20 protein-coding genes, 1 pseudogene and 1 CRISPR repeat array (1 of these 22 cut by a window edge) are annotated in these 24,022 nt (G+C 71.1%); of the genes and pseudogenes, 16 read left to right on the forward strand and 5 right to left on the reverse strand.

Features of this window, described 5'->3' with window-relative positions; all coding sequences use genetic code 11:
* Window positions 1-39 precede the first annotated feature (39 nt).
* Complete coding sequence (locus tag CFK38_RS03430; RefSeq protein WP_096801815.1) at window positions 40-903, reverse strand: DMT family transporter; 864 nt, start codon at window positions 901-903, stop codon at window positions 40-42.
* Window positions 904-1,032: 129 nt separating this feature from the next.
* Here CFK38_RS03430 and CFK38_RS03435 point away from each other — a divergent pair, with 129 nt between their 5' ends.
* On the forward strand, window positions 1,033-1,449 hold the full coding sequence (locus CFK38_RS03435; protein WP_096801816.1) for a DoxX family membrane protein: 417 nt from the start codon (window positions 1,033-1,035) through the stop codon (window positions 1,447-1,449).
* Window positions 1,450-1,491: 42 nt separating this feature from the next.
* On the opposite strand, the gene CFK38_RS17495 is transcribed toward CFK38_RS03435, so the two are convergent.
* The 3 genes and pseudogenes from CFK38_RS17495 to CFK38_RS03445 form a co-directional block, all read right to left on the reverse strand.
* A complete protein-coding gene (locus CFK38_RS17495; protein ID WP_245851207.1) occupies window positions 1,492-1,899 on the reverse strand; it encodes an RNA polymerase sigma factor in 408 nt (135 codons plus the stop codon).
* A 45-nt stretch (window positions 1,900-1,944) separates the two neighbouring features.
* Window positions 1,945-2,840, reverse strand: a pseudogene (locus CFK38_RS03440) (RNA polymerase sigma factor); the annotation flags it as partial.
* On the reverse strand, window positions 2,774-3,124 hold the full coding sequence (locus tag CFK38_RS03445; protein ID WP_096801817.1) for a YciI family protein: 351 nt from the start codon (window positions 3,122-3,124) through the stop codon (window positions 2,774-2,776). The pseudogene CFK38_RS03440 and the gene CFK38_RS03445, both read right to left, overlap by 67 nt.
* 261 nt (window positions 3,125-3,385) lie before the next feature.
* On the opposite strand from CFK38_RS03445, the gene CFK38_RS03450 reads away from it, so the two are divergent.
* From CFK38_RS03450 to CFK38_RS03465, 4 genes are all read left to right on the forward strand, one after another.
* Window positions 3,386-4,390, forward strand: coding sequence for a siderophore ABC transporter substrate-binding protein (locus CFK38_RS03450; RefSeq protein WP_096801818.1), 1,005 nt, complete (start codon window positions 3,386-3,388; stop codon window positions 4,388-4,390).
* Between the two features lie 149 nt (window positions 4,391-4,539).
* Window positions 4,540-5,541 carry an ABC transporter permease gene (locus CFK38_RS03455; RefSeq protein ID WP_096801819.1) on the forward strand — a complete coding sequence of 334 codons (1,002 nt, stop codon included), beginning with the start codon at window positions 4,540-4,542 and terminating at the stop codon, window positions 5,539-5,541.
* Window positions 5,534-6,721: an iron chelate uptake ABC transporter family permease subunit gene (locus CFK38_RS03460; protein ID WP_096801820.1), complete on the forward strand. Its 1,188-nt coding sequence runs from the start codon at window positions 5,534-5,536 to the stop codon at window positions 6,719-6,721. Before CFK38_RS03455 ends, CFK38_RS03460 begins: the two co-directional genes overlap by 8 nt.
* Window positions 6,718-7,473 carry an iron ABC transporter ATP-binding protein gene (locus CFK38_RS03465; protein WP_096801821.1) on the forward strand — a complete coding sequence of 252 codons (756 nt, stop codon included), beginning with the start codon at window positions 6,718-6,720 and terminating at the stop codon, window positions 7,471-7,473. The genes CFK38_RS03460 and CFK38_RS03465 overlap by 4 nt, the downstream gene beginning before the upstream one ends.
* 42 nt (window positions 7,474-7,515) lie before the next feature.
* Here the strand turns inward: CFK38_RS03465 and CFK38_RS03470 are convergent, their stop codons facing one another.
* A complete protein-coding gene (locus CFK38_RS03470; RefSeq protein WP_096801822.1) occupies window positions 7,516-8,364 on the reverse strand; it encodes an aldo/keto reductase in 849 nt (282 codons plus the stop codon).
* A 115-nt stretch (window positions 8,365-8,479) separates the two neighbouring features.
* Here CFK38_RS03470 and CFK38_RS03475 point away from each other — a divergent pair, with 115 nt between their 5' ends.
* The 11 genes from CFK38_RS03475 to CFK38_RS03525 all read left to right on the forward strand — a co-directional run bounded on the left by CFK38_RS03475 (window position 8,480) and on the right by CFK38_RS03525 (window position 23,130).
* Entirely contained in the window at window positions 8,480-10,141 is a 1,662-nt protein-coding gene (locus tag CFK38_RS03475; protein WP_096801823.1) for a DHA2 family efflux MFS transporter permease subunit, read from the forward strand.
* 82 nt (window positions 10,142-10,223) lie between these two features.
* On the forward strand, window positions 10,224-11,828 hold the full coding sequence (locus CFK38_RS03480) for an LssY C-terminal domain-containing protein (protein WP_096801824.1): 1,605 nt from the start codon (window positions 10,224-10,226) through the stop codon (window positions 11,826-11,828).
* A 118-nt stretch (window positions 11,829-11,946) separates the two neighbouring features.
* Window positions 11,947-13,398 carry an APC family permease gene (locus tag CFK38_RS03485; protein ID WP_096801825.1) on the forward strand — a complete coding sequence of 484 codons (1,452 nt, stop codon included), beginning with the start codon at window positions 11,947-11,949 and terminating at the stop codon, window positions 13,396-13,398.
* A gap of 52 nt (window positions 13,399-13,450) precedes the next feature.
* Window positions 13,451-13,864, forward strand: coding sequence for a universal stress protein (locus CFK38_RS03490; protein ID WP_096801826.1), 414 nt, complete (start codon window positions 13,451-13,453; stop codon window positions 13,862-13,864).
* Window positions 13,865-14,021: 157 nt separating this feature from the next.
* The gene (locus CFK38_RS03495; protein WP_096801827.1) at window positions 14,022-16,667 is read left to right on the forward strand and encodes an alkaline phosphatase PhoX; all 2,646 of its coding nucleotides are present in this window, start codon (window positions 14,022-14,024) and stop codon (window positions 16,665-16,667) included.
* 351 nt (window positions 16,668-17,018) lie between these two features.
* Entirely contained in the window at window positions 17,019-20,120 is a 3,102-nt protein-coding gene (locus tag CFK38_RS03500) for a DUF4040 family protein (RefSeq protein ID WP_096801828.1), read from the forward strand.
* Window positions 20,117-20,449 (forward strand): sodium:proton antiporter, encoded by a 333-nt coding sequence (locus CFK38_RS03505; protein ID WP_096801829.1) that lies wholly within the window; start codon window positions 20,117-20,119, stop codon window positions 20,447-20,449. Before CFK38_RS03500 ends, CFK38_RS03505 begins: the two co-directional genes overlap by 4 nt.
* Window positions 20,446-21,984 (forward strand): proton-conducting transporter transmembrane domain-containing protein, encoded by a 1,539-nt coding sequence (locus CFK38_RS03510; RefSeq protein ID WP_096801830.1) that lies wholly within the window; start codon window positions 20,446-20,448, stop codon window positions 21,982-21,984. Before CFK38_RS03505 ends, CFK38_RS03510 begins: the two co-directional genes overlap by 4 nt.
* Complete coding sequence (locus tag CFK38_RS03515) at window positions 21,984-22,481, forward strand: Na+/H+ antiporter subunit E (RefSeq protein ID WP_245851209.1); 498 nt, start codon at window positions 21,984-21,986, stop codon at window positions 22,479-22,481. Before CFK38_RS03510 ends, CFK38_RS03515 begins: the two co-directional genes overlap by 1 nt.
* Window positions 22,478-22,738 carry a monovalent cation/H+ antiporter complex subunit F gene (locus CFK38_RS03520; protein WP_096801831.1) on the forward strand — a complete coding sequence of 87 codons (261 nt, stop codon included), beginning with the start codon at window positions 22,478-22,480 and terminating at the stop codon, window positions 22,736-22,738. The genes CFK38_RS03515 and CFK38_RS03520 overlap by 4 nt, the downstream gene beginning before the upstream one ends.
* A complete protein-coding gene (locus CFK38_RS03525) occupies window positions 22,738-23,130 on the forward strand; it encodes a cation:proton antiporter (protein WP_338025019.1) in 393 nt (130 codons plus the stop codon). Before CFK38_RS03520 ends, CFK38_RS03525 begins: the two co-directional genes overlap by 1 nt.
* Window positions 23,131-23,185: 55 nt before the next feature.
* Window positions 23,186-24,022: direct repeats of the CRISPR family, unit length 27 nt; unit sequence GGCTCATCCCCGCTGCGCGGGGCGGAC; it runs 3,930 nt beyond the window's last position.

Genomic DNA, 24,022 nt, shown 5'->3' on the forward strand with positions numbered 1-24,022 from the left:
GAGGAGCGGGTCCGCAAGGAGATGGACCGGCTGCGGGGGTCACGCCGCGATCAGCACGATCCCGACCAGCACGATCCCTGCGCCCAGCATCCGTCGCAGCAGGTCCGGCTCCTTGAACAGCCACCAGGCCAGCAGCGAGCCCACCACGATGCTCGACTCGCGGGCAGGGGCGACGAGCGAGACCGGCGCGGTCTGCATCGCCGTCAGCACCAGCACGTAGGCGAGCGGTGAGAGCACCGCGACCAGGGCGATGTCCGGCCAGTGCCGCGCCAGGACCGGCCGGACGCTCTCCCGGTGCCGGCGCAGCAGCCGCGGCGTCATGAGCACCACCTGCCACAGGCAGGTGATCACGAAGTAGGAGACCGGGGGCAGGCCGAAGGTGGTCACCGAGATGCTGTCCCACAGTGTGTACCCGGCGATGCAGAGCCCGGTGGCGCCGCCCCAGGCGACCCCGGCGCGCACCCCGCGGCCCCCGGTCCTCGAGCGTCCGGTCGCGACCACCAGGATGCCGCCGACCACCACGAGCGCTCCTGCGGCCGCCGCCGCGCCGGGTCGCTCCCCGAGCACGAGGACCGCGATCGCCATGCTCAGCACCGGGCCGACGCCTCGCGCGACGGGGTAGACGATCCCGAGATCGGCACGGGCGTATCCCGTCTGGAGCGTCAGCTGGTAGGCGATGTGGAGGAGTCCGGAGAGGAGGGTCGCCAGCAGCAGGGTGGGGGACAGTCCGCCGCCGGAGAGCACCAGGACGGTGATCGCCAGCGGCGCCCACAGCACCACGGAGGCCAGGTCATAGAGCCAGACGAAGGCGAAGGCGTCGGTCTGCACCCGCTTCGCGGCGAGATTCCACAGCGCATGGCACAGCGCTGCGACGAGCACCAGGGACAGGGCGAGGGTGCTCATCGTGCCTCCGGGCGGGTGCGGAGAGGGGCGAGGGTGGACGGCATCACCTCAGTGTCCCGTGCCGGGTCGACACCACGCCCGTCGTGATTTATCGTTGAAAGTGAAACCACCTCGATCCAGGAGTCCCCCATGTCGCTCAGCACCGCCGTTCTCCGCGCCGTCCCCGGCGCGTTCATCCTCAACTCCGGCATCGGCAAGCTCGGCATGCCCGCCGAGACGGCCCAGGGCCTGCAGGGCATGGCCGCGCAGGGCGTTCCGCCGCTGGGCAGGCTCACCCCCGAGCAGTTCGCGAAGTTCCTCAGCTACGGCGAGATCGCCGTCGGCGCCTCCCTGCTGCTGCCCTTCGTGCCGACCAGGGTCGCGGGCCTGGGCCTGGCGGCGTTCTCCGGTTCGATGGTGTCGATGTATCTGCGCACCCCGGGGATGACCGAGCCCGACGGCGTGCGCCCCACCCAGGACGGCACCCCGATCGCCAAGGACAGCTGGCTGCTCGCGATCGCGGCCGCGCTGCTGCTCTCCAAGGGCAGGGGCTCCGCCAAGGCCTGAGCGGACGGGCGCCGCGGGGCCGATGCCGCTCTCTGTCGTGCCTCACTCCTCGTGACGGGCGAGACGCTGCTCGATGAACCGCCGCTCCGCCGTGCTGCCCACCAGGTCCAGCGCCCGATGCCAGGCGGTCACGGCCGCCTCCGTCCGCCCCAGCTCCTCGCGGAACAGGGCCAGGGCGATGTGGAAAGGGTGGTGGCGCGACAGCTCCGGGTCCGCGGCCAGCTGCTCCAGCAGCGCGAGCCCGTCGGTCGGCGCCTGTGCTCTGCCCACGGCGATGGCGCGGTTCATCCGCACCACCGGATCGTCGCCGCGGGCGAGCAGCAGGTCGTACAGCGCCACGATCTGGGGCCAGTCGGTGTCCTCGAAGCGAGAGGACTCGGCGTGCACCGCGGCGATCGCGGCCTGGATCGTGAAGCGACCGGAGTCCTGGCGTGCGGCGGCCGCCTTCACCAGGCCGAGCCCCTCGGTGATCAGCTCCCCGTCCCAGCGGGAGCGGTCCTGGTCCTCGAGGGGGACCGGGATCCCCTCGGCATCTTCGCGGGCGGGGAGCGCGCTTCGGTGAGCAGCAGCAGGGCGAGCAGCCCCTGAGGTTCGGCGAGGCCGGGGAGCAGGCGGTGGGTGATGCGGGCCAGCCGGATCGCCTCCGCCGTGAGTTCGCGCCGCAGCGCGGTGTCGCCGCTGGTCGCCGCGTATCCCTCGGTGAAGATCAGGGAGATCGCGGTCAGCACGAGCGGCAGCCGTCGGGCGCGCTCGGCAGGGTCCGTCGGCACCGCGAGCGGGATGCGGTTCGCCATGATCCGCTTCTTCGCCCGCGTGATCCGCGCCTGCAGGGTCGGCACCGGGACCAGCAGTGCCTGCGCGACCTCCGCCGTGCTCAGCGAGCCCACGAAGCGCAGCATCAGCGCGATCCTGTCCGCCGGGGCGATCGCCGGATGGCAGCAGCCCATGAGCATCGCCAGCCGGTCATCGGGCAGGTCCTCGCCGGAGGGCGCACCAACATCGGCCGGCGGTGCGACGGCCGGGCCGTCCTGGAGGCGCAGCTCGGCCAGGCGCCGGGCATAGGTGGCGTCGCGCCGCACCCGGTCCAGGGCGACCCGGGTCGCGACGGTGGTGAGCCAGGCCGGCGGGCTGCGCGGCACGCCCTGCGCGGGCCAGGTGCGCAGGGCGCTCTCCATCGCCTCCTGGGCGGCGTCCTCGGCGAGGTCGAGATCGCCGAAGCGACGCACCAGGGTGGCCAGCAGGCGGCTGTGCTCCTCCCGGTGCATCCGGGCCAGCACGTCGTCCGTCGGCCGCCGTCCGGGCGCCGCCTCAGGGATCATCCCGTTCACATCTCGAGCAGCGGCCGGATCTCGATGCGGCCCCCGATCGCGCCGGGGCACTTCTCGGCCCATGCCAGGGCATCGTCGAGCGAATCGACCTCGATCACGATGGTGCCGCCCACGAACTCCCGGCTCTCCGCATACGGTCCGGCGGTGATCACCGGCTCGGCCTCCCGCGAGGCCCTGCTCAGGCTGGTCCCCTCCTCCGGATCGGTGAGGGCGAAGCCGCCGGCCAGCACGCCGGCCTCCTGGAGCTCCGCGTCGAAGGCGATGAACTCCTCGGGGCCGGGGCCCTCCCCGGTCTCCCCGCAGCGGTCGTCGGCCAGGTTTCCCATCAGCAGCAGGACGTACTTCATGGTGGCTCCTCCGGTGGTGCCTCGACCGGGCCGAGCGGCCCGGACACCACTATGACGAACGGACCGGGCCCAGATCGACAGTCACCGAAGATCTCCCGCCCGCCGGCGTCTGTGACCAGGTCCACAGCGTCCGAGGGGTGAATTCGGGTATTAAAGCAAGTCCCGAGTGGCGAAAACCGCTCAGGGAAGGCTAGCCTCAGTGGAGTCCCTGCAGGGCAGACCGCACAGCGGCGCCCGGAGCCTTCCTGAGAGAGCCATTCCATGACGTCCTTCACCCGCCGCCACTTCGGCGCCCTGTCCACCGCCGGCGCCCTCGGGCTCGTCCTGACCGCCTGCGGCACCTCCTCCGACCAGACCGGCGCCGGCGCCGCCGACGAGATCGCGGCCGAGGGCACCGTCGAGGTCGAGGACAACAACGGCACCCAGACCGTCGAGATCCCGCCGGCCTCCGTGGTCGCGACCGACAACCGCACCTTCGAGACGCTCTCCGACTGGGGCGTCACCCTCACCGCCGCCGCGCGGGCGCTGATGCCGACGACCAACCCGCTCAAGGACGACGAGTCGATCATCGACCTGGGCCTGCACCGCGAGCCCGACCTCGAGGCCGTGGTCGCCGCCGAGCCCACCCTCATCGTCAACGGGCAGCGGTTCACCCAGTACCACGACGACTTCGTGGAGCTCGCCCCCGAGGCCACCGTCCTCGAGCTGGACCCGCGCGAGGGCGAGCCCTTCGCCGACGAGCTCAAGCGCCAGGTGGGCGTGCTGGGCCAGGTCTTCGGCAAGGAGACCGAGGCCGAGCAGCTCGGCACCGACCTCGACGCCGCCATGGAGCGCGTGCGCTCCGCCTATGACGGCACCTCCACCGTCATGGCCGTCACCACCTCCGGCGGGGACATCGGCTTTATCGCGCCCGGCATGGGCCGCACCCTGGGCTGGACCTTCGAGGCGCTCGGGCTGGCCCCCGCGCTCGAGATCGACGGGGCCAGCGACGACCACCAGGGCGATGACATCTCCGTCGAGGCCATCGCCGACGCGGACCCCGACTGGATCCTGGTCATGGACCGGGATGCGGCGATCTCCGCAGACGATCCGGAGTACACCCCGGCCAGCGAGGTCCTCGAGGCCTCCGAGGCGCTCTCCTCGGTCACGGCCGTCTCCGAGGGCAACATCGTGTACATGCCGGCGGACACGTACACCAACGAGTCGATCCAGACCTACACCGAGTTCTTCACCGCGCTCGCCGACGCCCTCGAGGCCAAGGCCTGAGCCACGAACGCCGTCGTTGACCTCCGCACGGCGGGCGGGACCCCTCCGGTCCGGCCCGCCGTGCCGTGCGTCGCCGCAGTCCCCGCCGGCCCCACCGGGCCCGCGCCCGCGGGGGCTGCGGCGGGCACCTGCTTCCCCCAGGAGATCTGATGCCCAGTCCTTCCCTCGCCACCGGGGCACCGCCGCTGCGGCGCCGCGGGCGCGAGCGCCTGATCGACGGCAAGCTCGTGCTCGGCATCGTGGTGGTCGCACTGCTGCTGGTCGCCTCCCTGTTCACCGGTGTCTACGACATCTTCGGCGCCGAGGACGGGGCCGAGATGTTCGCGATCACCCGCATCCCGCGCACCGTGGCCCTGGTCCTCTCCGGTGCGGCGATGGCGATGTGCGGGCTGATCATGCAGCTGATGACCCAGAACCGCTTCGTGGAGCCGACCACCACCGGCACCACCGAATGGGCCGGGCTGGGACTGATCCTGGTGATGGTGACGATCCCGGATGCCGGGCTGCTGACCCGGATGACGGTCGCGATCATCTTCTCCTTCGTCGGCACCCTGGTGTTCTTCCTGTTCCTGCGGAAGGTCACCCTGCGCAGCTCCCTCATCGTGCCGATCATCGGCATCATGCTCGGCGCCGTCGTCGGCGCGGTCTCCACCTTCGTGGCGCTCCAGTTCGACGCCCTGCAGAACCTCGGCGTGTGGTTCGCCGGCTCCTTCACCTCGGTGCTGCGAGGCAGCTACGAGGTGCTGTGGATCGTGCTGCTGGTGGGGATCGCCGTGTTCTGGGTCGCCGACAGGCTCACCGTCATCGGCCTGGGCGAGGACGTCGCCACCAACGTCGGCGTGAACTACCAGCGGGTGCTGCTGCTGGGCACCGGACTGGTCGCCATCGCCACCGGCGTGGTCACCGTGGTGGTCGGCAACCTGCCCTTCCTGGGGCTCATCGTGCCCAATGTGATCTCGATGATCCGGGGCGATGACCTGCGCTCGAACCTGCCCTGGGTGTGCCTGCTCGGCATCGCGATCGTCACCGTCTGCGATCTCATCGGCCGCACCATCATCATGCCCTTCGAGGTGCCGGTCTCCCTGATCCTCGGGATCGTCGGGGCCGTCGTGTTCATCGCCCTCCTGCTGAGGCAGCGTCGACATGGCTGAGCGCACCCCCGTCCCCGCGCGCGCAGTGCGCCGCCCCGCCGAGGCGCACCCCCTCGCCGGTCAGCTCACCGAGCGCCGGCTGCAGGCCGTCGCCGAGGAGCCGATCAGCCCCGGCATCAGCACCGCCCCCGCCGACCTGGTCGAGGATCTCGAGGTCATCGGCGCCCCCCGCCGCACCCGCAGCAGCTCCGGCGCCTTCCCCGATGCCCGCTCCCGCCGGCGCTACCGGATCATGCTGGCCATCCTGATCGTGCTGGCCCTCGGATTCGCCGCCGGTCTGCTCGCGGTCGACAACCCGATGCCGACGGGCTCGCGCGGCTTCTGGCTGATCGCCGAGATGCGCGCGACCTCGCTGGTGGTGATGGCCGTGGTCGCGTTCTGCCAGGCGGTCGCGACGATCACCTTCATGACCGTCACGGGCAACCGCATCATCACGCCCTCGATCATGGGCTTCGAATCGCTCTACACCGTGATCCAGACCGGGGCCGTCTACCTGCTGGGCGTGGCCGGGGTGGTCGCCCTGCAGGGCACCGGCCAGTTCCTGCTGCAGGTCGCGGTGATGGTGGGGCTCTCGGTGCTGCTGTACGGCTGGCTGCTGCGCGGCAGGTACGCGAACATCCAGGTGATGCTGCTGGTGGGCATCATCATCGGCGGCGGCATGGGCGCGGTCTCCACGTTCATGCAGCGCCTGCTCACGCCCAGCGAGTTCGACGTCCTCACCGCCCGACTGTTCGGTTCGGTGCAGAATGCCAGCGCCGAGTACCTGCCCTTCGCGATCCCGCTGGCCCTCGGCGCAGGCGCGCTGATCTGGTTGAACGCCCGCCAGCTCAACGTCATCTCGCTGGGCCGCGACGTGTGCATCAACGTCGGCGTCGACCACGGGCGCCAGACCATCTACATGCTCGTGCTGGTCTCGATCCTGATGGCGGTCTCCACCGCCCTCGTCGGCCCGATGACCTTCTTCGGCTTCCTGGTCGCGACGCTGACCTTCCAGCTCGCCGGCACCCACGACCACCGCCTGCTGCTGCCGGTCGGCGTGCTGACCGGCTTCGTGGTCCTGGCCGGCGCCTACTTCGTCATGAACCATCTCTTCGCCGCGCAGGGCGTCGTGTCCATCATCATCGAACTCGTCGGAGGGACCGTGTTCCTCCTCGTCATCATGCGGAGGGGGCGCCTGTGATCACCATCGACGCAGTGCGGAAGCAGTATTCGGAGACGGTCGCGATCGGCCCGGTCACCGTCGACGTCCCCTCGGGGGGAGTGACCGCCCTGGTGGGCCCCAACGGGGCCGGGAAATCGACCCTGCTGACCATGGCGGGTCGCCTGCTGGGGATCGACGAGGGCGCCATCGAGGTGGCCGGCTACGACATCGCCTCGACGGCCTCGAAGGATCTCGCGAAGATCCTCTCGGTGCTGCGCCAGGAGAACCACTTCATCACCCGCCTCACCGTGCGGCAGCTGGTGGGCTTCGGACGCTTCCCCTATTCCAAGGGCCGTCTGACCCGGCTGGACGAGCACAAGATCTCCGAGGCCATCGACTTCCTGCACCTCGACGAGCTCGAGGACCGCTACCTCGACCAGCTCTCGGGCGGGCAGCGCCAGCGCGCCTACGTCGCGATGGTGCTGGCCCAGGACACCGAGTACGTGCTGCTGGACGAGCCGCTGAACAATCTCGACATGCGCCACAGCGTGCAGATGATGGGACGGCTGCGCGATGCGGCCCGCGAGCTGGGCCGCACCATCGTGGTGGTCCTGCACGACATCAACTTCGCGGCGCACTATGCCGATCACATCATCGCCATGAAGAACGGCGGGGTGGTCGAGGCGGGACCGGTCGGCGAGATCATGAACGGCGAGGTGCTCACGCGGGTGTTCGACACCCCCGTGCAGGTCATCGACGGGCCGACGGGGCCGCTCGCGGTCTACTACTGAGCCGCGAGCTCTGCGGCGGAGCCGCGGGGCGGCCCGCCCGGCTCAGGCGGTCTTGGTCGCCGGGTCCGCGCCGCCGCGGCCGTCGGGGCGGTCCAGGCCGTCGATCGCCGCGACCTCCTCGGCGGTGAGCCGCAGCTCGACGGCGGCGAGGTTCTCCACGATCCGCGCGGGCGTGACCGACTTCGGGATGGTGACGATGCCGTGGGCGAGGTGCCAGGCCAGCACCACCTGGGCGGGGCTCGCACCGTGCGCCTCGGCGACGGCGGCGATCGTGGCGTTCTCCAGCAGATCGGACCTGCCCTGACCCAGCGGGCCCCAGGCCTGGGTGAGGATGCCGCGGCGCTGGTGGACCTCGCGCAGCTCGCGCTGCGAGAAGTAGGGGTGCAGCTCGATCTGGTGGATCGCGGGGACCACGCCGGTGGCCTCGATGATCTCCTCGAGCTGGGGCCGGGGGTGGTTGGAGACGCCGATCGAGCGGACCAGGCCGCGCTCCTGCAGCTCGATCAGGGCCTTCCAGGCCTCGACATACTGACCCTGGCCGGGAACCGCCCAGTGCACCAGGTACAGATCCACGTAGTCCAGGCCGAGCCGTGCGAGGGAGGCCTCGCAGGCGGCGATCGCGTCCTCGAAGCGGTGGGCGTCGTTCCACAGCTTGGTGGTGACGAAGAGGTCCTCGCGGGCGATCCCGGAGGCGGCGATCGCACGGCCCACGCCCTCCTCGTTGCCGTAGATCTTCGCGGTGTCGATATGGCGGTAGCCGGCCTCGAGCGCCTGGGCGGTGACGTCGGCGGCGATCTCGTCCGCGACCTTGAAGACGCCGTAGCCGAGCTGGGGGATGGTGTGACCGTCAGGGAACGACAGGTGCGGGACTGCAGGTGACGCTGAAGACATGGAGGACCTTTCCGAAAGGGGTGATGCGGCCACCCTAGGCCCGTCGGCGGGCCGCTCGCGACCATCCACCGAACGGTGGATGCAAGATGGTGACGCAGTGTCATAACATGGGGGCATGAAGAACTCACGCCCCTCGCGCGGCGGAGCGACGCCCCCGGCCGCACTCACGCCGTCCCTGCAGACCCCCGCCGGCTCCGCGGCGGATCCGAGCTCGGACCCCCGACGGTGGAAGGCGCTGGCCGTCCTGGCGACCGGCCTCGCCCTGATCGTCATCGACGGCTCGATCGTCGCGGTCTCGCTGCCCACGATCATCGCCGACCTCGGCCTGGACCTCACCGACGCCCAGTGGGTCTCCACCAGCTATGCCGTGGTCCTCTCCGCCCTGCTGCTGGTCAGCGGGCGGGTCGGCGACCGGATCGGGAGGCGACGGCTGTTCCTGGCCGGGGTGGGGCTGTTCGTGATCGCCTCTGTGCTCGCGGCGCTGGCCGGCGGAGCGGGCTCCCTGATCGGGGCCCGCCTGCTGCAGGGCGTCGGCGGCGCGCTGATCCTGCCCTCCACCCTCTCCACCGTCAACGCGACCTTCCGCGGATCGGAGCGCGCCGCGGCCTTCGGGGTGTGGGGCGCGGTGATGGCCGGCGCCGCCGCCCTCGGCCCGCTGCTCGGAGGCTGGCTGACCAGTTCGTTCTCCTGGCCGTGGATCTTCCTGGTCAACGTGCCGATCGGGATCCTGGTCCTCGCCGGCACCCTGGCGTGGGTGGGGGAGACCCGGGACGCGCCGCGGGTGACCGGCGGCCGACGGGATCTCGACGTCCTCGGCGCCCTGCTCAGCGCCCTGGCCCTCGGCTCCCTGGTGTTCGCGATCATCGAGGCGACCACGCTGGGCTGGTTCACGGAGCAGGCCCCGCTGGTGCTCGGAGCGCTCACCCTCCACGGCCCCGGCCCGCTCTCCCTGGTCCCGGTGCTGCTGCTGGTCGGCATCGCCGCGCTGGCGGCCTTCCTCCTGGTCGAGCGGCGCCGGGCGGCGACCGGTCGCGAGGTGCTGCTGGATCTGACGCTGTTCCGGCTGCCCGCCTTCGCCTGGGGCAACATCACCGCCGGCACCGTCGCCATCGGGGAGTTCGGGCTGCTGTTCGTGCTGCCCCTGTACCTGGTGAACGTCCTGGCCCTGGGCACCCTCCAGGCGGGTCTGGTGCTCGCCGCGATGGCCGGCGGGGCCTTCCTCTCCGGCACCGCCGCCCGGCACCTGGCCGGCGCGATCGGTGCCCCGGGCACGGTGCTGGTGGGGCTCGGGCTGGAGGTGCTCGGGGTCGGCGTGCTCGCTGCGCTCCTCGGCCCGGCCACCCCCCTCGCTCTGCTCGTGGTGACCCTGGTCGTCTACGGACTGGGCCTGGGCCTCGCCTCCGCACAGCTGACCTCCACCGTGCTCGCCCCCGTGCCGCAGGAGCAGTCGGGGCAGGGATCGGCCACCCAGTCCACCGTCCGCCAGCTGGGCACGGCTCTGGGCACCGCCATCTCCGGGGCCATGCTCGCCGCCGGGCTCGCGGCCCGCAGCGACTCCCTCAGCGGGGAGGCCGCCCGGTACGGGCAGGCGCTGACCGACTCGGCCGGTTCGATCCTCCCGCAGCTGCGCGCCCAGCACGCCGCCCCGGACGTCCTCGACCAGCTCGGCACCGTCTTCGCCGACGGCTCCCGCCTGGCCATGGTGGGCTCGGCCGGGTTCCTGCTGCTTGGGCTGCTCGGCGCGATCGCCGTGCGGCGGGCCGCTCGCCGATCCTGAGCGCCGACCCGGACCGGTGACCGGCCCTGCCCCGCGGCCTCTACGATTGCCGTATGAGAACGCCGAGCACGGAGCGTGCGAGGTGACGGCGACGCGCGAGGGCCACCTGGTGCCGCTGCGCCGTCCCGTCCCGCAGGAGCCGCCCGCCTACGACCACGTGCGCGGAGGCACTGCGCAGGGTCCGCGGTTCGAGCTCTACTCGCTGCTGGACACCCTGTTCATCGCCGCGGGCGTGGTGGTCTCGATCTGGCTCGCCCTGCTGTACCTGGTCGAGGGCTTCTCGCTCACACCGATCCGGCTGCTGTACCTGCTGGGTTTCTGGGTGCTGCTGACCTACATCACCCTGCCGCGCCTGCACCAGCTGATGACGTGGATCTACCTGCCGGACTACTTCTTCGGGCGCACCCGCACCACCGAGGGGGTGCTCTCGGACCCGATCAACCTCGCCTTCGACGGCTCCGAACGCGATCTGCACGTGACGATGCGCCGTGCCGGCTGGGTGCTCGCGGAGGAGCGGACCCTCGCCTCGGCGTGGTCCATGGTGCGCTCGACGCTGCTGCGCCGCTCCTACCCGTCGGCTCCCGTCTCGAACCTCTACCTGATGGGGCGTCGCCACGACTTCACCTACCAGCAGGAGGTCGGGGGCACGACCACCAAGCGCCACCATGTGCGGTTCTGGCGGGTGCCGCCCGATTTCGTGCTGCCGGGCGGGTACCGGGCGGACTGGCTGGCTGCGGGGACCTACGACCGCGCCGTGGGCTTCTCCTTCTTCACCCTGCAGATCACCCATCGGATCGACGAGAACATCGATGCCGAGCGCGACTTCGTGATCGACACCGTCCGCTTCGCCGATCCGCAGATCGATGCGGAGGTGATCAGGGAGTTCTCCACCGCCTACCACCACCGCAACGGCCAGGGCGACCGCATCCGCACCGACGGCGATCTGCCGGTGCTCGACGTGGCCGGGGCGACCTCCCGCTCCGACGGCGCCACGGCGCTGATGCTCCCCCGGCACCGGCCGACGGGGACCTCGGTGATGAAGTCCCGTGCCCGGGCGACGCTGGCGGCCGCCCGTCGCAGCCGCACCTCGGCCTCCCCCGCCGGCGTCGCGGACGAGTTGACCGCCCAGTGGCAGGACACGGTCGATGACGTCCACCAGGTCATCGCGCGCGCCGCGGACCACCATCTGCCGCCGCCCACGGTGCTGTTCACCGGTGCGCTGGTGCTGGTGCAGGCCGCCCTCGTGATCACGCAATGGATCGCACGGCTGGCCGGTGTGGACCTCGCGGCCCTGAATCCCGACGCCGCGCTGATCCTCTCGACCGGCGACGGGATGCTCGGGGCGACGGCCTTCGCGGTGGCGCTGCTCGTGCTGCAGGGCGGGGTGCTGCGCCGCAGCCGGTGGGCGCGGATCGCCCTGATGGCGCTGTTCACGATCGACGCCTTCGCCGCCCTCGCGCTCGCCACCTCCATGTCCGGCGACGTCGCGCATTCGCTGCTGGTGGGCGCGGGGGCCTCCGCGCTCGGCGTGATGGCGATCAGCTCCGACGCCTCCCGCCAGTGGGTGCAGACCCTGCGCCTGGACCTCCGCAGCGCCGAGGTCGCCGCGGAGACGAAGGCCGACGTCGACGCCGACGCCGAGCGAGCACCCGACGAACAGGACACCACGTCCCGCCCGCCTGTGTGAGGGGCGTCACCGGGGGTAGAGTGCCCTCACCGTCGCGCCGAGTTCTCGCGCCGGTGGCCCGGCCGGCGGCCTCGTCGTCGGTTCCGACGCGTTCCCGCCCCTTCCCTGGGAGGTCCCCATGAGCGACTCACCTGATACCGCACCCGCCGCCGCCGACCCGGGAGCCTCGGGCGATGACCAGCCGGCGCTGAAGAAGGCGATCACCCCCAAGCTGCTGCTGCTGTTCATCGTCGGCGACATCCTGGGCACCGGCGTCTACTCGCTGACCGGCAAGGTCGCCGGCGAGGTCGGTGGGGCGGGCTGGATCCCGATCATCGTCGCCTTCGCCATCGCGATGGTGTCCGCGCTGTCGTACGTCGAGATGGTCACCAAGTACCCGCAGGCCGCCGGTGCCGCCCTGTACGTGCACAAGGCCTTCGGCATCCACTTCCTGACCTTCATGGTCACCTTCGCCGTGCTCTCCTCGGGCATCACCTCGGCCTCGACCAGCGCGATCTTCCTCTCCGAGAACGTGCTGAAGGCCTTCAACCTGGAGGAGACGCTGGGTGCCGCCGCCCAGCCGGTCGCCACCGGGATCGCGCTGGCGTTCCTGCTGCTGGTGGCGCTGATCAACCTGCGCGGCGTCGCCGAATCCGTCACCGCGAACGTGGTGCTCACGTTCATCGAGCTGACGGGCCTCTCGCTGGTGATCGTGGTCGGCTTCTACGCCCTCGGGCGCGGCCAGGCGGACCTCTCGCGCGTGGTCCTCTTCGAGACCCAGGACGACAAGAGCTTCTTCATCGCCGTGATCGGCGGGACCGCGCTCGCGTTCTTCTCGATGGTCGGCTTCGAGGACTCCGTGAACATGGCGGAGGAGACGGTGGACCCGGTCAAGAACTTCCCCCGCGCGCTGATCGGGGGCCTGTCGATCACCGGCGTGATCTACGTGCTGATCTCGGTCCTCGCGGTCGCGGTGGTGCCGATCGGGCGGCTCACCGAGTCCTCCACCCCGCTGCTCGAGGTGGTCAAGGTGGGCGCGCCGAGCATCCCGATCGACACCATCTTCGCGTTCATCTCCATCTTCGCGGTGGCCAACACCGTGCTGATCAACATGATGATGGCCTCCCGCCTGCTGTACGGCATGGCCAAGCAGGGCGTGCTGCCCGGCTTCCTCAAGGGCGTCCTGCGAGGACGCCGCACCCCATGGGCCGGGATCATCTTCTCCACGGGGCTGGGCTTCGCCCTGGTGCTCTCGGTGCGCTACGTGCTCGCCGAGGAGACGATCGCCGCTCTCGGCGGCACCACCGCGCTGCTGCTGCTGGCGGTCTTCGCGCTGGTGAACGTCTCCGTGCTGATGCTGCGCAAGGACAAGGTCGATGTGCGGCACTTCCGCACCCCGACGGTGCTGCCGGTGATCGGTGCGATCACGTCCTTCGCCCTGATCACCCCGATCGCGCAGCCGCTGCAGAACTACGTGATCGCCGGCGGTCTGCTCGGTATCGGTCTGCTGCTGTTCGTCATCACCTGGTTCTACAACAGCGCGGTGCGGGCCCGTCGCACCCGCTTCCGCCACCCCGACGATCTCGGCTGACCCGGCGACCCGAGCGCCCCGCCCCCACCGTCCAGCCCCCGAGGGAGAGATCATGTCCATTGTTCTGCTGGCCTACGTCCCCAGTGCCACCAGCGAGGCCGCCTTCGACTTCGCCGTCCAGGAAGCGCATCGACGGGAGACCTCCCTGCTGGTCCTCGCCTCCGAGCGGGCGCCCGATCCCCGCAAGGCGCGGGGCGTGACCGACGGGCGACCGCTCCCGGAGCGCCTGGCCGAGACCGGCCTCGAGTTCGAGCTGCGCGCCGTCCCCCGGCGCGAAGATCCTGCGGACGACATCCTCGATGCCGTCGAGCAGGACGATGTGGGCCTCGTGGTCCTCGGGATCCGCAGGCGCACCCCGATCGGGAAGATCCTGCTGGGGTCCACCTCGCAGCGGGTCGCGATCGAGTCCCCGGTGCCGGTGGTGCTGGTCAAGCCCGAGGGCTTCGTGCCGCCGACGCGGTTCTGAGGCCGACGGGAGTGCGGGGACGTCGACGGACGGCTCCCTGCTGTTCATCACCCCGTTCCCGGCCCGAGGCATGCCCCTCACTCTGCTGGCGCATCGTCAGAGCGCGTCGCGGTCCGCAGCGACCGCGAGCCCGACGACTGCAAAGGACCCCACCTCGATGGCTTCGATCTCTCTCCCTCTGCTCATGAAGGATGCCGTGCGCGGCAAGCGCTCGCCCGTCACCTGCGCACTGAAGTGCGGGAACCAGTGCGCCTTCGGCCCGTGCAACCACAGCGACAACGCATCCTTCCGCGACATCGCCTCCGCCGCGCTGTCGCGACGGACCATGCTGGGCGGCTCGACCGCTGCGCTCGCCATCGGTCTGGCCGGCACCCAGGGGGCGCTCGCCGCACCCGCCGGACCCGTCGGCACAGCCCCCGTCGGTCCCGCCCCCGCCGGGCCCGCCCCCGCCGGACCCACCCCCCACGGCACCGCGCTCGACTTCACCGCGATCGCCCCCGTGGACGCGATGGCGGATGAGTTCACCGTCCCCGAGGGCTTCACGTGGCATCCCGTCATCCGCTGGGGAGACCCCCTGTTCGACGATGCGCCCGACTTCGACTGGGAGGCCCAGACCGCAGAGGCGCAGAAGCTCCAGTTCGGCTACAACAACGACTACACGGAGATCCAGGAGATCCCCGACTCCGACGGCACGCGCGCCGTGATGTTCGTGAACCACGAGTACACGAACGAGGCGATCATGTTCCCGCCCGACACCGGCGAGGACGAGCTGATCGACATCGGCATGGCCGCCCACGGCCTCACCGTCGTCGAGCTCGAGCGCGAGAACGCCCAGCAGCCGTACACCTACGTCAAGGGCGCGGCGCTGAATCGGCGCATCCTGCTGGACACCCCCTTCGCGGTCACCGGCCCGGCCGCCGGCAGCGACCTGCTGGTCACGGTCGACGATCCGACCGGCGCCGAGGTGCTGGGCACGCTCGGCAACTGCGCGGGCGGCCTCACCCCGTGGGGCACGCTGCTCTCCGGTGAGGAGAACTTCCACGGCTACTTCAACGCTCCCGGCGCGTCCGAGGCGGAGACGCGCTACGGGCTCCGGAGCGGCGCCACCGCGCGCGGCTGGGAGCTCGAGCACCCTCGCTTCGATGCGCACAACGAGGGCTACGAGAACGAGCCGAACCGTTTCGGGTACATCGTCGAGATCGACCCCTGGGACCCGAGCTCGACCCCGCGCAAGCACACATCGCTGGGCCGGCTCAAACACGAGGGCGCCAACGTGATCCTCGCCGAGGACGGCCGCGCCGTCGCCTACTCGGGCGATGATGAGGTCTTCGACTACCTCTACAAGTTCGTCTCGCGGGACCCCTGCGTCGAGGGCGATCGCGCGCACAACATGACGCTGCTGGAGCACGGCGACCTGTACGTCGCGAAGTTCAGCGGCAATTCTCCGGCCGCGGAGATCGACGGCTCCGGGACGGTCCCCTCCGACGGCGCCTTCGACGGCACCGGCGAGTGGCTGCCGCTGGTCGTGGACGGCGAGTCCGCGGTGGAGGGCTTCACCCTCGAGGAGGTGCTGGTCCACACCCGCCTGGCGGCCGACGCCGTCGGACCCACCAAGATGGACCGCTGCGAGGACGTGGAGCCGTCGCTGCAGAGCCGGCACGTGTACGTGGCGTGCACGAACAACTCCGGGCGCGGCACCGAGGGGAAGGCACCTGCCGACGAGATGAACCCGCGTGCGGAGAACCGCGACGGGCACGTCATCGAGATCGACGAGCAGGGCGACCAGACCTCCTCGACCTTCGCGTGGAACCTGCTGTTGGTGTGCGGTGATCCCGCGCAGGGCGACCAGACCTACTTCTCGGGCTTCCCGGCGGACCAGGTCTCGCCGATCTCCTGCCCGGACAACCTGGCTTTCGACTCGGTGGGCAACCTGTGGATCTCCACCGACGGCGCCCCCTCCGGGATCGGCTACAACGACGGACTGTTCCGCGTCACCCTCGAGGGAGCGGCCCGCGGTCGCGTGGAGCAGTTCCTCTCCGTCCCGCGCGACGGTGAGACCTGCGGCCCGATCGTGCGGGACCAGGACCGCACCGCGTTCGTCGCGGTGCAGCACCCGGGCGAGGACGGCACCTACGAGGAGCAGTTCTCCTGCTTCCCCGACTACGACGGGAAGGGCCCGCGGCCCGCCGTCGTCCAGGTGCTGCCGACGTCCGAGGAGCCCGAGCACCCCTTCACCGACATGGGCCCCGGCGACGAGCACTACGAGTCGGTGCGGTGGGCGTACGAGAACGGGATCGCCAAGGGGTGGCAGGAGGCCGACGGCAGCTCCACATTCCGTCCCCTGCTGCCGGTGAACCGCGACGCGATGGCCGCCTTCCTGCACCGACTGGCGGGTGCCCCCGAGGTGGACCATCCGCGCAGCGAGCCGTTCCGCGACGTGGCGAAGGGCCAGGAGCACTATGACGCGATCATCTGGGCCTACCAGATGGGCATCACCACCGGCTGGCCGGACCGCACCTTCCGACCCACCCAGCCGATCAACCGTGATGCGATGGCCGCCTTCGTCCACCGCTACGCCGGCTCGCCCGACGTGCCGGCACCCACGGAGCGACCGTTCCAGGACGTGCCGGTGAACGGTCTCTACGCCGCGGAGATCGCGTGGCTGGAGGCCGAGGGCATCACCACCGGATGGAAGGACGGCACGTACCGTCCGCTGAGCCCGATGAATCGCGACGCGACGGCGGCGTTCCTGCAGCGCATGACGCAGGAGCAGAACATCACCTTCCGCAGCCTGGGCGGCTGAGAGGAGGGTGGGGCAGGCGCCGGCCGACGTTCGTCGGCCGGCGCCTGCCCTGGTGGGCGATGGAGCGGCGTCGGGCCTGCGGACGCCGCGCTGCGGACCGCACGAGGGGGTGCCCACCGTTGATCGCACCGTCCCGGTGAGGTCGCCCGACAGGCGGGAGGGCCGTGATGTTCACCACGAGATCCGGCCTCGACGGCAGGCACGTCGAGCTCCCGAGTCTTATTCCTTCCCGCACGCGCGCGCCAGGCGATGCTCGTCCGACGTCGCCGGTCGACTTTGGAGCGGTCCTGCCGGCATCGCTAGACTCCCTCGCATGACCCGCCACGACGCCGCCGCGCTCGCCGGGCCGGGGTGCTGACGGTGTCAGTGCTGTGGACCCTGCTGATTCTTGTCGCGACTGTCGCGATCACCCCGGTCCTGGACCGGGTCCTCGGCCGCTCCGCCTGCTGGGTCCTGGCCGGGCTGTACCTCGTCGCCACGGCGGCGCTGGTCCCCGCGGCGGCCGCCGTCCTCGGCGGGACCCACGAGGACTCGCTGACCGCGTTCTCGGTCCCCTGGGCGGGGCAGTGGGGCATCGACTTCGCGCTTCGGGCGGACGGCGTCGGCATCGTGTTCGCGATGATCGCCCTGGTCATCGGGGCAGTGGTGCTCGCCTACTCGGCCCGCTATCTCGACCCGGGCCCGCAGCTCAGCTTCTCGCTGGTGATGGCGGTGTTCACGCTGTCGATGGTGGTGCTGGTCCTCGCCGACGATCTGGTGCTGCTGTTCGTGGCCTGGGAGCTGACCTCGATCGCCTCGTTCCTGCTGATCGCCCGCTCGGGCCGCAACGGGCAGGCCGCCTCGATGCGCACCCTGCTGATCACCTTCCTCGGCGGGCTCACCCTGCTGGCCGCGGTCTCGCTGATGGTGCTGCGCCTGGGCACCGCCTCGGTGAGCGAGGTGCTCACCGCCGACGTCTGGACGACGGACCCGGCGTTCACCACCCTGATCGCGGTGCTGGTCGCAGTCGCGGCGTGCACGAAGTCCGCACAGTTCCCGTTCCATGTGTGGCTGCCGGACGCGATGGCCGCAGCGACCCCGGTCTCCGCCTACCTCCACGCCGCCGCCGTCGTGAAGGCGGGGATCTTCCTGCTGCTGCGCTTCAGCCCGGCGTTCCACGACGTGATCGCCTGGAACGTCCTGCTGATCACCGCCGGGCTCGTCACCGCCTTCGTCGGCGGGGTCCTGGCCCTGCAGCAGCCGGACCTCAAGAAGCTCATGGCCTATTCGACGGTCAGCCAGCTGGGCCTGATCGTCACCCTGATCGGTGTGGGCACGGAGGTCGCGATCCTGGCGGCGGTGCTGCACACCATCGCCCACGCCCTGTTCAAGTCCGGGCTTTTCATGATGGTCGGGGTGATCGACCACGCCGTCCATACCCGGGAGCTGCGAAGGATGCCGGCCCTGGCCCGCGCCCTGCCGGGCTCGTTCGTGGTCACCCTGCTGGGCTGCATGTCCATGGCCGGGCTGCCGCCGATGCTCGGCTTCGCCTCCAAGGAGTCGCTGCTGACCGGTGCCCTGTCCGTCGAGGGCGGTGCCTGGGCGGGCTGGGTGGTCGCCCTCGGCATCGGCGGCGCCAGCGTCCTGACCTTCGCCTACTGCGCGAAGATCGTGCTGGGCGCCTTCATCGACGGTCGTGACGAGGCGGCGCTGGCGCGGGCCGACGCCGCCGCGGACGGCGCGGGCGCAGCGTCGGCGGGCGGAGTGTCGGCGGGGACCGCACCGGGCGGCACCGACGCGACCGGCGCGACCATCCGGGCGGCCGATGCGCACCGCCCCGGTGCGCTGCTGCTGTGGCCGGCCGCGCTGCCGATCCTGGCAGGCCTGCCCCTGGCCGTCTTCGTCGGCGTGCTGGACACCCCGGTCGGCCGGGCGGTGGAGGCGGCCCTCGGCGGGGAGCACCATCCCCACCTCGCGCTCTGGCACGGCCTCACCCCGGAGCTGGGCATCACGGCGGCCGTGATCGTGGCCGGCATCCTGTTCATCCTGGGCCGGCGGCGGCTGCTGCCCCTGCTCGAGGCCCACCCCTTCCCGATCGACGGCGCCCGCGCCCTGACCGCGGTGGACGTGCTGGCCGAGCGCCTCGCCCGGGTGCTGGTGCGACCGATCGCCTCGGACGAGCCGATGCGCCACCTGGGAGCGGTCCTGGTGTTCTTCGCGGCCGTCGTCCTCGGTGCCCTGGTGGTGCTGACCGGCGGCCTGCCCCCGCTGACCGAGGGCATGAACCAGCCCCTCGACGTCGTGCTGCTGGTGCTGATGACCGCTGCCGTCATCACCCTGTGCACGCGCCGCGACCGCCTCGGCGCCGCCGTGACGCTCTCCGCGATCGGGATCCTCGCCACGGTGCAGATCCTGGTGCTGGGCGCTCCGGACGTCGCCCTGACCCAGCTGCTGGTCGAGGCGCTGACGATCATCATCATCATGCTCGTGCTGCAGCGGCTGCCGCGGGGCTTCCTCGCCACCGCACGGCCCCGTCGGCGCGGCGCCCTCGTCGTCGCCGTGCTGATGGGCCTCGCCAGCGGCGCCGGGATGTTCCTGTTCATGGGCCGCCGCGGCCGCAGCGATGTCGCGGAGTACTACATCGCGCACGCCGAGGAGATCTCGGGAGGGCACAACATCGTCAACGTGATCCTGGTGGAGTTCCGTGCCCTGGACACCCTCGGCGAGCTGTCCGTGCTGGGGATGGCCGGGGTCGCGATCGTCGCGCTGATCTCCAGCGTGCGCCACCGGTTCATCGATCCCTCGGACATCGCGGAGGCCGAGACCGCGGCCGACGAGGAGCACACCCCGGCCCTGCGCGAGGAGGGGACCTCGGCGCATCGCGCGATCCGCTCCGCGTGGGGCAACGCGGCGGCTCTGCAGCTCATGGTGCGGGTCACCGCCCCGATCCTCGTGATCATCTCGGCGGTGCTGTTCCTGCGCGGGCACAACGCCCCGGGAGGCGGCTTCATCGCCGCGCTGGTCGGTTCCGCGATCGTGGCCCTGCTGTATCTGTCCACCTCGAAGGACCGCCAGATCGGCCCGCCGAGGCTGCCGCTGCTCCTGATCGGCGGAGGTGTCGCCACCGCGCTCGGCGCCGGGTTCCTGGGATTCCTCCGCAGCGGCTTCCTCGAGCCGCTGCACGGCGAGGTGCTGGGTGTGGCGCTCACCTCCGCGATGATCTTCGACCTCGGCGTCTATCTGGCCGTGCTGGGGCTGGTGATGATCGCGGTGAACCTGCTGGGGGCCAGCGCGACCGCCGGCGCGTCGCCCGACGAGGGCACCCGTGAGCGCACCGACGAGGCGGTCGAGGGCGAGCTGCCCGGACCGCTGGAGACCACCCGCGGGGAGCCCGCCCCCCGCCGCCGACGGGTCGGGGTGGCCACCGCACACCTGGACTCCGGCATCGAGCCCAAGGAGGTGGGGCGCCGATGATCCTCAGCCTGACCGTGGCCGTCCTCGTGACCGGCGGTGTCTACCTCCTGCTCCAGCGCAACATGGTGCGCGCCGTCTTCGGCATCACGCTGCTCAGCCATGCGGCGAACTTCGTGCTGCTGGCGGCCGGGGTCCCCGCATGGCGCGCCGAACCGCTCACCGATGTCTCGGCACCCGCCGAGATGGCGGACCCGCTGCCGCAGGCCTTCGTCCTGACGGCCATCGTCATCACCATGGCGGTCACCATCTTCATGCTGACCCTGGCCGTCATCGGGCGTGACGACGACATGTCCCAGCACCCGTCGACCGGGGAGCCCCGAGACCGATGATCCCTGCCGTCGATCCCGCGCTGCTGCCGCTCTTCGTCGTGATCCCCCTGCTGGGGGCCGCGCTGCTGGTGCTCATCCGGCGGGCCGTGCTCGAGCACGTGCTGCTGCTCGGGGTCCCCGTGCTGCTCGCGGGCGCAGCCCTGTGGCTGCTGCTGTTCCACCGGTCGGTGCCGGTGATCTCCCATGCCGTGGGAGGGTTCTCCGACGTCCTGGCGATCCCCTTCGTCTCCGATACGGCCAGTGCGGTGATGCTGCTGGTCACGGCCCTGTCCACGCTCGCGGCGAGCGGGTTCCTGCTGCTGACGGGCGAGTCCCGCTATCGGTTCGTGCCCCCGCTGGTGCTGCTGCTGACCGCCGGGGTCAACGGGGCCCTGCTCACCGGGGACCTGTTCAACCTGTTCGTGTGGGTCGAGGTCATGCTGATGCCCTCCTACGCGCTCATCGCCGTGACCGGCACCTGGCGCCGGCTCGGCATCGGGCGGCTGTTCGTCCTGGTCAACCTGCTCACCTCGACGATCCTCGTGATCGGTGTGGGCTTCGTGTACGGGACCGCGGGCACCGTGAACCTCGCCGAGCTGGCCGGTGCCGGCAGCGAGGACCCCAGGACCGCAGCCGCGCTCGCCGTGGTGCTGCTGGCCCTCTCGGTCAAGGGCGGCATGGTGCCGGTGCACTCCTGGCTGCCGCGCGCCTACCCGGCGACCTCGGCCGGGATCATGGGCCTGTTCTCCGCCCTGCACACCAAGGTGGCGCTGTACGCGATGTTCCGCATCGTCTCGGTGACGTTCTCCGAGGGCATGCCGTACCTCGCGGTGTTCGCGGTGCTGGTGATCGCGACCATCCTCCTGGGCGCGTTCTCCACCGCCGCCTCCTCCCGCCTGCGCACCGCGATGGGGCACCAGATGGTGGCCGGCGTCGGCCACATCCTGCTGGGGCTGGTGCTTTTCACCCAGCTCTCGCTCACGGCGGGACTGCTCTACCTGGTCCACCACGTGGTGACGATATCGGCGCTGCTGCTGACCACGGGCGCGATCGAGCACACCTACGGATCCGGTCGCCTCGAGCACCTCTCCGGACTGGCGCGGCGCGATCCGTGGGTCATCGCGATCCTCGCCCTGGGCCTGTTCAGCCTCGTGGGCCTGCCGCCGACGTCCGGGCTGTGGGGCAAGATCGGCCTGCTCGGGGCCTCCGCCGAGCAGATCCCGACCGGGGACGCGGTCCTCGGGTGGGCCGCCATCATCGCGGTGCTGGCGGCGTCCGTGGGCTCCCTGCTGGGACTGCAGCGGCTGTGGCGCGGGATCGCCTGGGGTGAGGACATGACCTCCTACCGGCCCGATGACGCACGGACCGGGCGCGGCGCCGAGGTGGCGCTGCCGGCGGAGGTCCGGGTGCCGTGGCGGCTCGCACTGCCGGGCGCCTCGATGATGGTGCTGTCGCTGGCGATGTTCCTCGGCATCGGACTGGTGCTGCCGTTCTTCGATGCCGCCGCGGCCGGGCTGCTCGACGTCGACGCCTATGTGGAAGCGGTGAAGGGCTGATGATGCGCCTGTGGTACTCGATCAGCTACGTGCTGTGGATGCTGGTGGAGATCGTGAAGGGATCCCTCGATGTCGCCCGCGGCGTCTACAGCCGCCGCACCCTCAGCTCGCCCGCGATCGTGGAGTACCCGCTGCGCGGCACGACCGACGTCGAGATCGTCGCCATGGCCTCCTCGATCACGATCACCCCCGGCACCCTCGTGGTCGGCACCGCCCACGGCACCCAGGAGGAGGGGCCCAGCCTGTTCGTGCACGCGCTGTTCGCCGAGTCCCGTGAGCAGGTCGTCGCCGACCTCACCGAGATGGAGGATCGGCTGCTGCACGCCACGCGAGGTCCGAAGGGCGCGGACGCGGCCCGCCGGCCGCACCGCAGCGGTACCGTCGACGTGCGCTACGTCGACGGTCGGATGGCCCGTCACGTCCGGGAGGACGACGGGCGAGATGCGCGCAGGCCGCCCCGGCCGCTGCGCCCCACGGAGCCGGAGGAGAAGCGATGAGCATCGTGCTGTGGATGACCGTCGCCCTGCTGGCGGCGGCGATCCTGGTGGGCCTGTTCCGGATCGCCACCGCCCCCGATCCGGCCAGCCGCGCGGTCGTCGGCGACCTCGTCTTCTTCTCCGCCATCGGGGTGATCGTCCTGGTGGGTCTGTTCAAGCAGTCGGCGGCCGCGGTGGACGCGGCGCTGATCGCCTCGGTGCTCGGGATCCTCGCCACCGTGGCGCTCGCCCGGATCCTCACCAGGGGGCGTCGCTGATGGCCGTGCTCGATATCGCGTTGACGGTGCTGATCTCTGCGCTCCTGCTCGGCGGCGGGTTCTGGATGCTCACCGCGGCCCTGTCGATGTTCCATGGCCGGGACTCGCTGTCCCGGATCAACGTGCTCTCCCCGGCGACGGGCCTGGGACTGCCGATGATCGTGGTCGGTGCATTCCTGCAGCACACCCGCACCGACGGGTTCGCGTTGGACCTGCTGCTGAAGACCGGCATCACCGTGGTCGCGCTGATCATCGTCTCGTCGGTGGCCTCGAACGTCCTGTCCCGCGCCGCCTACTCCTCGGGGAACCCGGTGGATCCGCGCACCGCCCCGCAGGACCTCGAGCGGGCTCCGGGCGAGGGGGAGCAGACGCCCCACAGCGACGACCGCTGACGCGCCTGACTGCTCTGCGCGCGATCACGTTTGGGGCCCGCTGTGGGCGAGGATGGTCTCGTCCCCGCTGCGCAAGGCGAACCCTTTCGCCCCGAGGCATCCGAGGAAGGCACGGGGCTCACCCCCGCTGCGCGGGGCAGATGGCAGCGCAGGGCAGCGCCGCGACGTGGACCTGGGCTCATCCCCGCTATGCGGGGCAGACCAAGACGAGAACATCGTCAACCTGACCAAGCAGGGCTCATCCCCGCTGCGCGGGGCGGACTCGAGGTTCGGGCAGGTGGCCCAGGAGCCGACGGGCTCATCCCCGCTGCGCGGGGCGGACGCCGAAGCAGAAGCCGCGAGGATGGTCGGGCCGGGCTCATCCCCGCTGCGCGGGGCGGACCATCTTGAGGGACCGCGAGAACTGTGCGACGGCGGCTCATCCCCGCTGCGCGGGGCGGACCATCTTGAGGGACCGCGAGAACTGTGCGACGGCGGCTCATCCCCGCTGCGCGGGGCGGACCATCGAGGATTGGACGCCGACGCCGCGGCGTTGGGCTCATCCCCGCTGCGCGGGGCGGACCCGATGAAGAGATGGAGCGGTTCGCACAGATCGGGCTCATCCCCGCTGCGCGGGGCGGACTACGCCATCCCGTCATGGGAGAAGCACCAGAAGGGCTCATCCCCGCTGCGCGGGGCGGACTCGCCGAGCTCGCGCGACGTGATCGAGGTGCCGGGCTCATCCCCGCTGCGCGGGGCGGACGTACGCCCTGCCCTACGTCGCAGGGCACAACCCGGCTCATCCCCGCTGCGCGGGGCGGACTCGAAGTTCGAGATACCTTCGTACCAGTGCCCGGGCTCATCCCCGCTGCGCGGGGCGGACCACATGCTCGGGCTGAGCGATAACGTCTCC

This window comes from Brachybacterium vulturis (genome assembly GCF_002407185.1).
Lineage (GTDB): Bacteria > Actinomycetota > Actinomycetes > Actinomycetales > Dermabacteraceae > Brachybacterium > Brachybacterium vulturis.